The following is a 14976-nucleotide window of genomic DNA, read 5'->3' as shown; positions in this document are numbered from 1 at the left end:
CGGTCTCTTGGGAACAACACAGCCTCCCGAATGTTCCCCAGGTCGAGCATCGTCATGATGAGTCGCTCGGCACCGAGCCCCCAGCCGGCGTGCGGCGGCATGCCATACTGGAACATCTTCGTGTAGTATTCGAAGGCCTCGGGTTCGAGGCCCTGCTGTTCGAAGCCCTCGATGAGGTGGTCGCGGCGGTGTTCACGCTGGCCGCCGGAGACGAGCTCCATCCGGGGATGCATCATGTCGAAGCCGGTCGACAGCTCGCCATCGTCGTGATCCATGATGTAGAACGGCTTGACCTCGGCCGGCCAGTCGGTGATGAAGTAGTGGCCGCCGACGTCGTCGCCGAGCGCCTTCTCGCCCTCGGTGGGCAGGTCGTCGCCCCACACGAGCTGTTCGTCAAGCTCGCCGGTGGCGTTGATGCGCTCGATGGCCTCCTCGTAGGAGAGACGCGGGAACGGCGTCTCGGGCGCCTCGAAATCCGCTGCGAGGTCGAGCGCCTCGAGCTGCTCGGTGCAGTTCTCGGCGACGGCCTCGTAGGCGGCGCTGACGACCTGCTCGCAGACGTCCATCGCATCCGTGTGGTCACAGAAGGCGCCCTCGAAGTCGATGGAGGTCGCCTCGTTGAGGTGTCGCGGCGTGTTGTGTTCCTCGGCACGGAAGATCGGGCCGATTTCGAAGACCCGTTCGAGGTTCGACCCCGCGGTGAGCTGCTTGAACAGCTGTGGGCTCTGGTTCATGAACGCCTCCTCGCCGAAGTACGTGATGGGGAACAGCTCCGTGCCGCCCTCGGTACCCGTGGCGACGATCTTCGGCGTGTTGATCTCGGTCGCGTTGGCCTCGCGGAACGCCTCGCGGACGGCTCGGAGGACTTCGGCGCGAATCTCGAAGATGGCCTGTCCCTCCTCGCGACGGAGGTCGAGGGTTCGGTTGTCGAGCCGCGTCGACAGTTCGGCTTCGACTTTACCGGAGGGGTCGAGCGGCAGCTCGGTGTCGGCCTCCGAGATGACCTCGACCGATTCGGGGACGACTTCGACACCCGTCGGAGCGCGCGGCTCCTCTTTGACGAGGCCAGTCACCGAGATGACCGATTCTCGCGAGGCGTCGAGGCCGGTCTCGACCAGCTCGTCGTCCATCTCGTCTTTCTCGAACTTCACCTGAATCCGGCCTTCGGTGTCGCGCAGAATGAGGAAGGCGATACCACCGAGGTCGCGGATTTCGTGCACCCAGCCCGCGACGGTGACTTCGTCACCTGGCTCGGCGTCCGCCGTATACGTGCGGTTCTCCATACTCGCGATTCTCGGGGCCGACCCTTAAGCCCCACTTTTTGGCTGAGCGACCACTCCGGGCCGAAGAGAACGGTGCCCTCAGCTTCGGTCGGCGAGTTCGGCTTTCGCGTCCTTTGCGCCCTCGACGGTCTCCCGTACCGCATCGACGCCCTCGTCGTGCACCAAGTCGCCGACAATGACGGTGTCGGCGTGCAGCCCCATCTCGTAGGCGGCGTCGTAATCGCCGATTCCGCCGCCGTAGAACACCGTCGCCTCGTCGACGGCGTCCGTCGCCGCCTGGACGATATCGGAGTCCCCGAACGTGCCCGAATACTCGACGTAGATGATTTCCTGGCCGAACATCTGCTCGGCGGTTTCGGCGTAGGCCGCCACGTCGTCGGCGGCGAGGTCACAGTCGGCGTCCGTGTATTCGGCGACCGACGAATCCGGGTTCAGCACGATGTAGGCCTCGGTGAACGTGCGCTCCCAGTCGATATCCTCGTCGAGGCGGGCCCACTCCTTGTGGGCACCCGTCGTCCAGAACACGTCGCCGGCGTTGAGCACGATGGGGATGAGATAGCCGTCGATTTCCTTTCGGTGGACGACGCTTGCGACGTTCGACGGCTCGATGTAGACGGGAATGTCGTGGGCGGCGGTCGCCTCGACGACGCGGGCCATCTTCGCTTCGGTCATGCCGGTCGTGCCACCGATTTCGAGGGCGTCCGTCCCCGTCGCACAGACGTCCTCGAACGTCTCGCCCTCCACGAGCGTCTTGTCGGGGTCGATTTTGACGATGTGATCCCAGTCGGCCCAGGGAGCGCTCATACGCTCTCGAAGCAAGCCATTGGCTAAAACCGCTTCGAAACAGCCGTTCGCGCGGCGACGGGAACGCGAAGAACGATTAGTCCGCTGCGGCGTCGACGTTGACCGCGGCTTGCCACTCGCGAATGCGGTCTTCGGAGACGCCCTGGACATCGCCTGCGACCACTGCGGCATCGGCCTCCCGCAGGTCGTCGAGCGATTCGATGCCCGCGGCGGCGAGTTTATCGGCCGTCTTCGAGCCGATGCCGTCGATATCCTCGACCTCCGAGACGGCCTGCCGTTCGCGGTACTCCGCGTAGTTGCAGATGGGACAGCCGAGCTCCCACGGGTCATCGTCGTCCTCACCGTCGAGGATGTGCAGGTGTGGAAGCCCGTGTTCCTCGCAGGTCTCGTCGGTCACCTCGATGTCGCCGCGGCGCGGGAGCGGCAGGGAGTACTCACAGTCCGGATAGCGCGTACAGCCGACGAGCCGCGAGCCGCTTCGGAGCTGCTTGATGGCGAGTTCGCCGCCCGCTTCGGCGGTTTCACCGCCTTCGCCTCGCGGCGTCTCGGACGCCGCGCCCTCCTCGTCGCCGCACTCGGGACAGGCGCCGATAATCTGGTCGTCGGTCTCCTCGGCCTCCTCGGCCTTACAGCGCGGGCAGCCGTGGACGTACGTGCTCCGGCCGGCGAGCATTTTCACGCGCCGGAGGTCGTGTTCCGCACAGCGCTCGTCGAGCACGGTCGGTTCGCCTTGGCTCGGCAGCGGCAGCGTGTACTGACAGTCCGGGTAGCCGTCACAGCCGACGAAGTACGAGCCGCGTTTCGACCGGCGGACGAGCAGGTCGTCGCCACACTCGGGGCAAGGCCCGAGCGTCTTGTCGGCCTTCATCGATTCGCGGAGGTGTTCGCCGATCTCTTCGCGGGAGTCGTGGAGCTCCTCGAAGATGGTTTCGAGCATCTCGCGGGATTCGTCGGTTACCTCCTCGTAGTTCTTCGCACCCTCTGCGATGGCGCGCATGTCGTCCTCCAGCTGGGCGGTCATCTCGTCGTCAACGATGCGGTCGGCGAACGTCTCGGCGGCCTCGACGACGGCCATCGCGAGTTTGGTCGGGCGGGGCGGGTCGCTCTCGATGTAACCGCGGTCGTAGAGCTTCTGGAGGGTGTTGTGCCGGGTCGAGTTGTGGACGATAACGCCACCTTCGAGGGAGAAGTTCGGGGCACTCCCTCCGACGGAGATATCGTATACGGAACCGTCGTAGGATCGTTCCGTTACGGATCGAACCGTGGTCGTATGGGGTACTCCTCGAAGCGTCGAATAGATCGACTCACGGAAGCAGGACGTGCTGTACCGTATCGTCCGATTGCTATCGTGGCTTCGATTGCTTCCCTCTTTGTGAACCGTCACCAGGTCATCCTGTTTCAACTCGCGGAGCGTAGACTGTATCGTACTTCTCGTGACATCCAGTTCCGATTCGAGCTCGCGTGTCGTCATCGGCTGTTCGGCCACTAACTCCAGGAGCGCCGCCTTTCGACGGGTCACGTCGTATCGTTCGAGGCCCTCGAGGCCTCGATAGAACGTCTCGTCGGTGGCGATCGGGATCGCGTTCAACAACCGTTCCAGATTTCTGCGGCCACGAACGTGGAGCTTGTGTTGTTCCGTGTCGAGAGTCGTCTCGACGTTTCGAGCGGCAAGCTGGGACTGGACGCCCCGAAGGAGCGCGTGATCGACGTTCGAGATGAAGGCTTTCCGCTCCCCCGAGATGTGTCCCTCGTCATCGAACAGCGCTCCGATGAAACACGGAACGAACGGATCGGGTATCTGGGGACATCCCTCGACCGTGACGGCGTCGAGCGTATACAGGAGTATTCGGCCGGTTACAGCAGAGAGGTTCACCTGGTATTTCCTCTTGTGGTGGTTCTCGCGACCCGGTCGTTCCGTGATGGTCGGGCGCGTGCCGAACAGAGACTCGATATCGGAGACGAACCGTCCGACGAGTCGCCGGTCGGTGTTGTGATACCGCACATCGACGACGTTCTCGGAGTCGTTCACGTGGATCGATCCATCACCGAGGAGGGTTCCGAGCACGCGTGCCAGTTCCGACGACCACTCCAACGGGAAGGGATTTTCCACCGTTCTGTCGTGGCTCAACCCGTGGATTTCGTCGGGGCGGATGCCGAGCGCTCCGAGAATCCACACTGGAACGTCCCGTTCGTCGTTTTCGTAGACGCTGAAATACGATCGGTCAGTACCAAGACGCACCGCGAGTTCGGCCTGTGTCTCACCAGACGCGTTCCGGTATTCCAGTAGTTCCTCGTTGCAGTCGTTCCCGTACAGCTTGCTCGTCCAGTCGCGGTCGTTCGCGAACGTCTCCCACGAAACCACCGTCTCTCGAGACTCAATGTCGATCTCGTGTGAGCGTCTGGTGGTCAGTAGACGGTCTCCCCCGGTGATGTCACTCGCCGGAACGATAGTCGATCGGTCGTGACCGACGTACAACGGGTGATCGTCAGTGACAGAAAACGTCCCGGCATCGGTCTCGACCTCGAGAACTCGCTCGTCGGGCTCCAGCGAGCGTTTGCTGATCAGTTCCGCAGTGGTATGGTCTATACGACCGTCGCTGGCTTCGTATGACAACGTCCGTGGCCCTGCACTCGTCGTCGCGATATCGGTCTCACCATCGGCGAGTACGACCTGTTCTTGTTCGAACAGCTCCGAGACGGGTCTCCGTTCAATATCTCCGTTGACACGTACCAACACGTCAGTATCTCCCGTCAGACACTTCGTTCCGAGCCCGTAGTCCTCCATGGTCTCGATGAGCCGCGACTGGCCGCGACGGCGGGGCGGCTGGGTCTGTTTCTCCTCGATTCGGGCGTTCTCCACGTCGAGCGGTTCGCCCTCCTCGACGTCCGGGACGTAGTTCTCGGAGGCGGAGATGTACGGATAGACGTCATGATAGCCGGCCTCGACCAGGCGCTTGCCGTTGGCCTTCAGCAGACAGCCGTTGGCGTCGGCGACGACCTTGAGGTGCTCCCATTCGGCGGGGTCAGCGACGGTGGCGAAGAAGCGCCGCACGACGAGTTCGTACACCTCCCACTCGTCGTCCGAGAGGTCTTGTTTCGCTGGAATCTCGCCGGTCGGGTGGATTGGCGGGTGGTCGGTCGTCTCCTCGTCACCAGAGGTCGGTTCGATGGCTTCGACATCGAGCAGCGACTCGGCGTCCTCGCCGAAGGGGTGGTGGCCGACGAACTCCGAGAGGAGCTCCTCGGGGTCGAGGTCGTCGGGGTAGACGGTGTTGTCCGTCCGCGGGTAGGTGATGTAGCCGGCCGTGTACAGCTCCTCGGCGACGCTCATCGCCTTCTGTGCGGAGCGTCCGAGCGAACTCGCCGCACTGATGTACTGGGTCGTGTCGAACGGGGCCGGCGGGTCGTCGGTGCGACGGCGGCGATTCACCGAGTCAACGATGGCTTCGCGGGCGCCCTCCAACTGCTGGAACGCCTCTTCTGCGGCCGTCTCGTCCCAGACGCGTTCGTTCTCTTTGCCGTCCTCCCGGTAGAAGTACTGGGCCTCGAACGGTTCGCCGTCGGTGAGGTCGGCGAACAGCTCCCAGTAGTCGTCGGGGTCGAACGCCTGAATCTCGCGTTCGCGGTCGACGATGAGTTTCAGCGTCGGCGACTGTACTCGGCCGACGGAGATGAAATCGTCGCCGAGCTGTTTGGCCGAAAGCGAGAGGAATCGCGTCAGGGCAGCCCCCCAGAGCAGGTCGATGACCTGTCTGGCTTCGCCTGCGGCCGCGAGGTCGAAATCCAGGTCGTCGGGGTTTCCGAAGGCGTTCTTCACCTCGTTTTCGGTAATCGAGGAGAAGCGCACCCGCTTGATTGGGATATCCGCGACTTCCTCGATGAGTTCGTAGGCTTCCTTGCCGATGAGTTCGCCCTCGCGGTCGTAGTCAGTCGCGATGACGGCCTCGTCAGCGTCCTCGGCGAGGCGTTGGAGGGTCGCGACGATGTTCTCCTGGGTTGGTGTTTTGACGACATCAGCATCGACCAGTTCGGCGGGCTGGACGTCACGCCAGTCGGAGTACTCCGGTGGGAAGTCGACGCCGACGACGTGGCCGGAGAGGCCGACGCAGCGTTTGTCGCCCCAGCGATACACGTTGACGCCGTTGCGTCGCTCGGCGGACGCGCCGCCGTCTGAGAGGATATCCGCGATGCGACGGGCGGCGTTGTCCTTTTCGGTGACGATGAGTTCCACGTTACATCCGAATACGCCGACTCCGGGTTTCAACCTTTCGTCGCGAAACCGCGTAAAATCGCCAGACAGCGCGTCTGCGAGCGTGTGAGCGTTGGCGGGCACGCGTCCGCGTCGCGCGTGGAGGAGGTCACTTTCCTCGCGGCCACTTTCGGCACGCTCTTGCCTTCGGGGTACCGAGCGCGGGTATGGAGGAGGCCACCGCCCGAAAGCTCCGCTTCGTCACGCTGCAGGTGGTCGGTGCCGTCGCCGTCATCCACCTCGTCGTCGGCATCGCCGAACTGATTCGGTTCGCTCGAGGCGGGCTCCTCGGGCAGTATTTCACAAGCGGGCAGGCACTTTCACAGCCGACACCGTGGCTGTTCACGCTCGCCGCGCTGGCCATCCTCGCCGGCCTCGCCGCCGTCAGCCTCGGGCATCTCAGCCACCGTCGGGCCTACGCGCTCGGGATCGTCGTCATGGCCACGTTCATCCTCGGGTGGCTCGCGTGGCACTCCGTGTTCGAGCACGGCGCGACGACGCCGAGCACCGAGGCCGACACCTCACACGAAGGACTGCTCAGTGTCATCGCAACCCACTACGTCGGGCCGCTCGTCGGCATCGTCACCGGCGCCGACCAACCGGGTCGGGTGACGCTTGCCGTCATCTCGAAGACGCTCGAAAGCATCGCCATCGTTCTCATGGCCGTCCTGCTCGCCGTCGACCCGCGGGTCGAAGAGCCGGAGAACCCAATCGTCGCGATGGGTGGCGAAGGCACCAAAGAATAGGCGGCTTACTCGGCCAGCTCCTCGCGCAGGAGTTCGTTGACCGTACCGGGGTCAGCACTGCCCTCCGTCTTCTGCATCACCTGCCCGACGAGGAAGTTCAGCGCGCCCTCCTCGCCGGCGTCGTAATCCTCGACCGCATCGGGGTTCTCCTCGATGGCTTCCTCGACGGACGTGGCGACGACATCCTCGCCGGTCTTGCCGAGCCCCTCCGCTTCGACGATTTCCTCGGGTGCGAGCTCCTCGTCGAGCATCCGCCGGAGGACGATTTCCTCGGCGTTCTTCACCGTAATCTCGTCCTCATCGACGAGTTCGATGAGGTGGGCGAACTCGTCTAAGCGGTCTTCGACATCGGTGATTTCCATATCGCGGTAGTGGAGCTCACCGAGGAGGTTGTCGGCGACCCACGTCGCCGCGAGGCCGGGATCGAACTCGGTTGCGACGCGTTCGTAGAAGTCGGCCACCTGCTTCGTGGAGGTGAGCTTCGATGCGGTTTCGGCACCGAGGCCGAACTCTTCACGGAACCGCTCGCGGCGAGCCTCTGGCAGCTCCGGAATGTCGATTTTGTCCTTCCAGTCGGAGACCCGCAGTGGCGGGAGGTCGGCCTCCCGGAAGTAGCGGTAATCCTTCTCCGCTTCCTTCGAGCGCATCGAGACGGTGATGCCGCGGGCTTCGTCCCAGTGGCGCGTCTCCTGTTCGACCTCGCGGCCACGCTGGATGGCGTTCTTCTGTCGGGTCTCCTCGTAGGCCAGCGCCTTCTCGGCGCCTTTGTGACTGGAGATGTTCTTGACCTCAGTGCGGTTCGCCTCCTCCAGGACGTCCTCGCTGACGCCACCTTCGGCGTCGACCTCCTCGGCGTCGACGATGGAGAGGTTCGCGTCGACGCGGAGGCTGCCGTCGCGGGTGGCGTCGAAGACGCCGAGATATTCGAGCACCTCTTCGAGTTTCGCGAGGAAGGCGCGGGCCTCGTCGGCGCCGCGGAAGTCCGGCGCGGTGACGATTTCCATCAGCGGCGTCCCGGCGCGGTTGTAGTTGACGAGCGTGTATTCAGCGGTGTCGATGGAGCCGCCGGCGTGGGTGAGGCTGCCGGGGTCTTCCTCGAGGTGGGCGCGCTCGATGCGAACCGTCCGGCGCTCGCCATCGACCGAGATTTCCAGTTCGCCACCGTCGCAGATGGGCGCGTCGTACTGGGTGATCTGGAAGTTCTTCGGCAGGTCGGGGTAGTAGTAGTTCTTCCGGTGGAAGCGGGTCTCCTCGGGGATTTCGGAGTCGAGTGCCTTACCGACTTTCACGGCGGCCTCGACGGCCCCCTCGTTGAGGACGGGCAGCGCACCCGGCAGGCCCAGACAGACGGGGCAAGTTCGGGTGTTGGGCTCCTCGTCGGCCTCGGCGTCGGTCGAACAGCCGCAGAAGATCTTCGTCGCCGTCTCGAGTTGGACGTGTACCTCAAGCCCGATGATGGCCGTGAGGTCTCGTTGCTCGGCGGTCTGTGCCGTCATTGGCGTGTAGTTGACGCGGGAATGCTTTAGCCTAACCATTCGGCGAGACCGCAGCGACGACTTGCGTAGTCGTTCGCCGCCGTCGACGGCTGAGGCCGGAATCTCCACCTGAAAACCCGGCGGGAGCGGACAGCAGTTCACCGGCGTGACTGATTCCGGTAGCCAACTCGGAGCGGAACACGGAGAACAGCAAGCAGTGGCGTTGATTGCTGTATCAGCGCGCCACGGAGAATCTATCAGAACAATTGTCAATGTCTGACGCACCTTTATACGTTCGGGGGCGCCCAATGGAGGTATGGCTGGGAACCGAGTGGACGAACTCGAGGCCGAGGTGCGCGAACTCAAGGCGACCATCGACGGGCTGACCGACGAACTGGTCGAAACGAAAGAGCGCTTGCAGGCTATCGAGGACGAGACCGGCGTCGAGCCCGACGTACTCAAAGGGCGGACGTCGCACAAGGCACAGCAGACGACGACCGAGCAGGCGGCCGACGACGGGGAAGCGTCGGCCGACGAGGTTAACACTGACGAGGCCGACGGGGAGGATAACACGGACTCCGAGTCCGGCGACGATATCATCGTCGCCTGATTCGGGTCTGCGAGCGCCCCCATGCATATCAAAGAGCTCGTCCTCGACAACTTCAAGAGCTTCGGCCGTAAGACTCGAATCCCGTTTTATGAGGATTTCACGACGATTAGCGGCCCGAACGGCTCCGGGAAGTCGAACATCATCGACTCGATTCTCTTCGCGCTCGGCCTCGCCCGCACGTCGGGCATCCGGGCGGACAAGCTGACCGACCTCATCTACAATCCGGGACACGAGGACGACGATGAGGGGTTCGGTGGCGAACGCGAAGCCTCCGTCGAGGTCATCCTCGACAACGACGACGGCACGCTCACCCGTGACCAGGTCGTCTCCGCCGCCGGCTCCGAGAAAGTCGGCGACATCGACGAGATCTCGATCCGACGCCGCGTCAAACAGACCGACGAGGACACCTACTACTCGTATTACTATCTCAACGGTCGCTCCGTCAATCTCTCGGACATTCGTGACCTGCTCGCGCAGGCAGGCGTGGCGCCTGAGGGGTACAACGTCGTGATGCAGGGCGACGTGACCGAGATCATCACGATGACGGCCGGCTCGCGCCGCGAAATCATCGACGAAATCGCGGGCGTCGCACAGTTCGACGCGAAGAAGGAGGACGCCTTCGAGGAACTGGAGACGGTGCAGGAACGCGTCGACGAAGCCGAGCTCCGCATCGACGAGAAACAGGAACGGCTCGACCAACTCGAAGACGAACGTGAGACGGCGCTGGAATACAAGGGGCTCAAAGAGGAGAAAGCGGAGTACGAAGGCTACCTCAAGGCCGCGGAACTCGAGGACAAACGCGAGGAACTCGAATCGACCCAGGAGCGCCTCGACGGCAAGCAGGGGCGGCTCGATGAGCTCCAACGCGAACTCGACGAACGGCAGGGGAAGGTAACGCGGCTCGAAGAAGACCTCGCCGACCTCAACGCCGAAATCGAGCGGAAAGGCGAGGACGAACAGCTCGCCATCAAACGCGAAATCGAGGAGATCAAAGGCGAAATCGCACGACTCGAAGACAAGGTCGATGCCGCCGAAGAGCGCATCGAAGAGGCCGAGAACAACCGCCGGCAGGCGTTCGTCCAGGTCGACCGCAAACAGGAGCAAATCGAGGAACTTGAGGCCGACATCCGGAACAAGAAAGTCGAGAAATCCTCGCTGAAGGCTGATGTCAACGAGAAGGAGGCCGACCTCGAGGAAGTCGAATCCGAGATTCAATCCGTCGACACCGAGTACGAGGAGGTTCGGGATGCCTTAGAGGAGAAACGCGAGGCCATTCAGGCGCTGAAAGACGAGAAAAACGACCTCCAGCGCGAACAGGATCGCCTGCTCGATGAATCCCGGCGGCGCTCGAAGGAAGAGCGCGAAAAGCAAGAGGAGATCGAGGCTGCAGAACAGAGACTGCCGGAACTCGACGCGGAGCTATCCGACCTCCAGACGGAGCTTGAGAAAGCCGAGGGCAACCGCGAGAACATCACGGCGGTCGTCGATGACCTCCGCGAGGAGAAACGCGAACTCCAGCAAGACCTCGACGATATCGAGGACGACCTCTCGGCGAAACAGCAGGAGTACGCGGAACTTGAGGCCCGTGCCGGCGAAACCGGCGACACCTCGTATGGGCGTGCGGTGACGACCATCCTGAACGCCGAGATGGATGGCGTCCACGGGACGGTCGGGCAACTGGGCGGTGTCGACCCCGAGTACGCGACGGCGTGTGAAACGGCTGCCGGCGGGCGACTCGCGAACGTCGTCGTGGACGACGACGGCGTCGGCCAGCGGTGTATCGACCATCTCAAGTCCCGAAATGCCGGCCGGGCGACGTTCCTCCCGATGACGGAGATGCACAATCGCTCGCTGCCGTCCGCGCCGGACATGCCGGGCGTGGTCGATTTCGCGTACAACCTCATCGACTTCGATTCGGCGTATGCGGACGTGTTCTCCTACGTCGTCGGCGACACACTGGTCGTCGAGGACATGGAGACGGCCCGCGATCTGATGGGCGAGTTCCGAATCGTCACGCTGGACGGCGACCTCGTCGAGAAATCCGGCGCGATGACGGGCGGGTCGAAATCCGGCTCCCGATACTCGTTCACGAAGAGCGGCAAGGGCCAGCTGGAGCGGGTCGCAGAGCAGATTACCCAGTTAGAGGACGAAAAGCAGTCCATCAGGTCAGACATTCGGGACGTCGAAGAGCGGCTGGACGACGCCCGCGACCGGCAGTCCGACGCCGCAGAGCAGGTGCGCGACATCGAGGCTGAAATCGAATCCGTCGAAGCCGACCGCGAGGAGATCGAAGAGCGCATCGAGCGCTTAGAGGGCGAACTCGAAGACATCGAGGGCGACCGCGAGGAGGTCGCCGAGGAGATGGAGGCCGTCGAAGCCGACATCGAAGCGAAAGACGCCGAAATCGCGGAACTGGAAGCCGAAATCGACGAGCTGGAAACGGAGCTCGCCGAATCGGACATTCCGGAGCTGACGAGCGAAGCCGAATCGATTCGGAACGATATCGCCGACCTCGAAGACCGGATGGACGACCTCGACGGCGACCTCAACGAGCTCGAACTCGAGAAACAGTACGCAGAGGAGGCCATCAAGGAGCTCCACGATGATATCGAGACGGCCCAGAACAAGAAGGCCGACGCCGAGGACAGCATCGTCGAACTCGAGGCGACCATCGCCGACGAAGAAGAGCGACTCGAAGAGAAAGAAGCCGCAGTCGAGGAGCTCGAAGCGGAGCTGGCCGACCTCAAAGCCGACCGCGAGGAACTGAAGAACGAACTCGCAGACGCGAAATCGGCGCGCGATGAGAAAAACGAGCAGGTCTCCCGCGTCGAGTCGAAACTGGACGACCTCCGGGACGCCGAGAACCGACTGGAGTGGGAAATCGACGAACTGTCCTCACAGGTCGGTGAGTACGATGCCGAGGAGATACCCGACCACGACACGGTCAAAGGCGAAATCGCACGGCTTGAAGGCGAGATGTCGGCGCTCGAGCCGGTGAACATGCTCGCAATCGAAGAGTACGACGAGGTCGCCGACGAGCTCGAAGACTTACAGGGGAAACGCGACACGCTGGTCGAGGAGGCCGACGAAATCCGCGACCGCATCGACGCCTACGAGGCCCGCAAGAAAGAGACGTTCATGGACGCCTACGAGGGCATCAACGAGCAGTTCGAGGACATCTTCGCGCGGCTGTCGAGCGGGTCGGGTGAACTCGTCCTCGAAGACCCCGACGACCCCTTCGAGGGCGGACTGACGATGAAAGCCCAGCCCGGCGACAAGCCGGTACAGCGGCTCGACGCCATGTCCGGCGGCGAGAAATCGCTGACCGCGCTGGCGTTCATCTTCGCTATCCAGCGGTACAATCCGGCGCCGTTCTACGCGCTGGACGAGGTCGACGCGTTCCTCGATGCGGCCAACGCCGAGATGGTCGGCGAGATGGTCGAGGAACTGGCCGGCGACGCGCAGTTCGTCGTCGTCTCCCATCGCTCGGCGCTGCTTGAGCGCTCCGAGCGGGCCATTGGCGTTATGATGCAGGACGAGAACGTATCGGCTGTGACGGGGATCGACCTGTCGGCTGGGGAGGTGCCCGCTGATGACTAGTGAGGACGACCGCAGGGAGTCCTCGGAAGAGTCGAGCGGGGAGAGCGAGGCTTCGAGCGGAGGGAGAAGCCTCGATGCGAGCGGTGACGATGGGAACCGCGAGCGAAGCGAACCGCGAGATAGCGAGAATCGACCGGAGAGAGATTCTCAGGAAACCCGAACGGAGAGCGAAGCGACCCGTGAGGGTAGCGAGGACGACGCGAAAGAGCCCCGAACCGACGGCGCCGGAGCCGGCGACATCCCGCTGAACATCGCCGGCCACGATGACGAGAAGAAACGGCGTGAAGGGGGCGATATGGAGCCGGAGACGAACGGAGCCGACCCAAGCGAGAACGAAGACGAGTCGGTGCTCTCGGAGTTCGACGTCTCCGAGCCGGGCGAGAGTGACGAGGAGGTCGAGCCCGTCGAGTTGCTCGTCCAGTTGGCCGAGGACGGCGAAATCGACCCGTGGGATATCGACGTGGTGACGGTCACCGACAAGTTCCTTGACCGCCTCGACGAGGCCGACCTCCGCACCGGCGGACGCGCGCTGTTCTACGCGTCCGTCCTCCTGCGGATGAAAAGCGACGCGATGTGGAACGACGAGGAGGAAGACGAGCGGGAAGAAGAGCCCTGGGAGATGCCGCCCGAGGAGCGCGAGGGCGGCCCCGCCGTCGACCCCTTCGAGAAGCTCGAGGCGGAGATGGATCGCCGTATCGAGCGCAAACGCGCCCGTGGAATGCCGGAGACGTTGGACGAACTCGTCCGTGACCTCCGGGAGCGAGAGCGCGACACCTGGTGGAAGGAATCCCGGACGTACGACACCGACGAATCGCCGTCGGGCTTCTCACGGGGAACGCAGACGCTCGATTACCGCTCCGGCGACGACTTCCGGATGGACGACGAGCCGACGGCCGACGACGTGACCGGGACGGCTCACGACGAGCACATGGAGGATATCATCAACGACGTGTACGTCGAACTCCAGTCCCACTACGACCAGGGCCGCGACGAGGTGCTGTTCGCCGAGATTCGGACGGCCGGCGGCTCGAGGGTCAACACGTTCCTCGGCCTGCTCTTTCTGGCCCACCGCGGGCAGATACAACTCCAGCAGGACGACCTCTTCGGCGACCTCTGGATACAAGACCCCGCCGCTGCGGTCGGTGAGGAGACCGCGGCAGCTGACGATTAAATCGGCTGCTGAACACCGGAACAATTTGCCGATAGGTTTATTTCCTCGTGCGTGGTACGTGTTAACACACCATGACCCCGACGCGCTTCCGTGAACGCCTCGAAGAGACCCGAGATAGGGTCGACCCCAACGACGTCGTGACCGCGCTGACGTACGTGCGAGAAGAGGGCCGTCAGCGATAATCGTCGATCAGCAGCGATAGCTTCTCCCGTATTTCGCGGTCGATAGCCTCCGCTGGCGTGTTGATGGCGCCCTCGAGCGTCTGCTGGCAATCACACGGCAGTTCATCGACCGTATCGAGCGTTGTCGCGAGGGCTTCAAGCACCGTCGACATCGACTCCTCGTTCGCGGCGGCGTGTCCGAGCACGGTCTCAAGCGACACTTCCTCGTCGTCGTGCCAGACGTCGTAATCCGTGACGCCGGTCAGCGCCGCATAACAGAGTTCGGCTTCGCGGGCGAGGTGGGCTTCGGGGACGGTCGTCATCCCGATGACGTCGAAGCCGCGGCTGCGGTAGAACTCGCTTTCGGCTTTCGTCGAGAACTGCGGCCCCTCGATACAAACGTAGGTGCCGCCGTCAGCGAGGTCAGCGTCGGCGGCCTCGCCGGCGTCGGAGAGTTGCGCGGAGAGATGTGGGCAGTACGGCTCCGCCATCGAAACGTGGACGACGACGCCGTCACCGAAGAAGGAACGCGGGCGGTCGCGGGTGCGGTCGAACAGCTGGTCGGGGACGACGAGCATCCGCGGCGAAAGCGATTCTTTGAGGCTGCCGACGGCGTTCGTCGCGACGATGCGGTCGACGCCGACCTGCTTCAGCGCGTGGATGTTCGCCCGGTAGGGGACGTTCGTGGGGTCGTATTCGTGGTTGCGGCCATGGCGAGGAAGGAACGCAATCTCGGTGCCGGCGACCTCGCCGAATTCGAGCGGCGCGCTCGGGTCACCGAAGGGGGTCGTAACGCGTTCCTCTCGGCCGTCCTCGAAGCCGAGGGCCTCGTAGATGCCGCTGCCGCCGATGATGCCGAGCATGGTGGATGTGGGGG

General features: G+C 63.5%; 9 protein-coding genes. 4 read left to right on the top strand and 5 right to left on the bottom strand.

Going from position 1 to position 14976, the window contains the following annotated elements; translation table 11 throughout:
• From aspS to ACI8UR_RS10535, 3 genes are all read right to left on the bottom strand, one after another.
• Window positions 1-1283: aspartate--tRNA(Asn) ligase (aspS, locus tag ACI8UR_RS10545; protein WP_415087845.1), on the bottom strand; the 1283-nt coding region annotated here is incomplete at its 3' end.
• A 78-nt stretch (window positions 1284-1361) separates the two neighbouring features.
• Window positions 1362-2087, bottom strand: a complete 726-nt coding sequence (locus ACI8UR_RS10540; protein ID WP_411716225.1) for a phosphoglycerol geranylgeranyltransferase — start codon at window positions 2085-2087, stop codon at window positions 1362-1364.
• Between the two features lie 76 nt (window positions 2088-2163).
• Window positions 2164-6318, bottom strand: coding sequence for a DNA topoisomerase (locus ACI8UR_RS10535; RefSeq protein WP_411715783.1), 4155 nt, complete (start codon window positions 6316-6318; stop codon window positions 2164-2166).
• 185 nt (window positions 6319-6503) lie between these two features.
• Between ACI8UR_RS10535 and ACI8UR_RS10530 the strand changes: the two genes are divergently transcribed.
• Complete coding sequence (locus ACI8UR_RS10530; RefSeq protein WP_411715784.1) at window positions 6504-7082, top strand: hypothetical protein; 579 nt, start codon at window positions 6504-6506, stop codon at window positions 7080-7082.
• Window positions 7083-7087: 5 nt separating this feature from the next.
• Here ACI8UR_RS10530 and gatB read toward each other — a convergent pair whose 3' ends face one another.
• The gene (gene gatB, locus ACI8UR_RS10525; protein ID WP_411715785.1) at window positions 7088-8578 is read right to left on the bottom strand and encodes an Asp-tRNA(Asn)/Glu-tRNA(Gln) amidotransferase subunit GatB; all 1491 of its coding nucleotides are present in this window, start codon (window positions 8576-8578) and stop codon (window positions 7088-7090) included.
• A 295-nt stretch (window positions 8579-8873) separates the two neighbouring features.
• Here gatB and ACI8UR_RS10520 point away from each other — a divergent pair, with 295 nt between their 5' ends.
• Genes ACI8UR_RS10520 through ACI8UR_RS10510 form a run of 3 tightly spaced genes read left to right on the top strand, consistent with a single transcriptional unit; the run spans window position 8874 to window position 13938 of the window.
• Window positions 8874-9167, top strand: a complete 294-nt coding sequence (locus tag ACI8UR_RS10520) for a bZIP transcription factor (RefSeq protein WP_411715786.1) — start codon at window positions 8874-8876, stop codon at window positions 9165-9167.
• A gap of 21 nt (window positions 9168-9188) precedes the next feature.
• Entirely contained in the window at window positions 9189-12767 is a 3579-nt protein-coding gene (smc, locus tag ACI8UR_RS10515) for a chromosome segregation protein SMC (RefSeq protein WP_415087844.1), read from the top strand.
• Window positions 12760-13938 (top strand): segregation/condensation protein A, encoded by a 1179-nt coding sequence (locus tag ACI8UR_RS10510; RefSeq protein WP_411716282.1) that lies wholly within the window; start codon window positions 12760-12762, stop codon window positions 13936-13938. The genes smc and ACI8UR_RS10510 overlap by 8 nt, the downstream gene beginning before the upstream one ends.
• A gap of 172 nt (window positions 13939-14110) precedes the next feature.
• Here the strand turns inward: ACI8UR_RS10510 and mtnP are convergent, their stop codons facing one another.
• Window positions 14111-14962 carry an S-methyl-5'-thioadenosine phosphorylase gene (gene mtnP / locus ACI8UR_RS10505; protein ID WP_415087846.1) on the bottom strand — a complete coding sequence of 284 codons (852 nt, stop codon included), beginning with the start codon at window positions 14960-14962 and terminating at the stop codon, window positions 14111-14113.
• Between the last annotated feature and the right edge of the window lie 14 nt (window positions 14963-14976).

The organism is Natronomonas sp. (assembly GCF_047616845.1).
Taxonomy (GTDB): Archaea; Halobacteriota; Halobacteria; order Halobacteriales; family Haloarculaceae; genus Natronomonas.
Note: the sequence above shows the minus strand (reverse complement) of the source record. Positions and strands in the feature narration are given on the sequence as shown.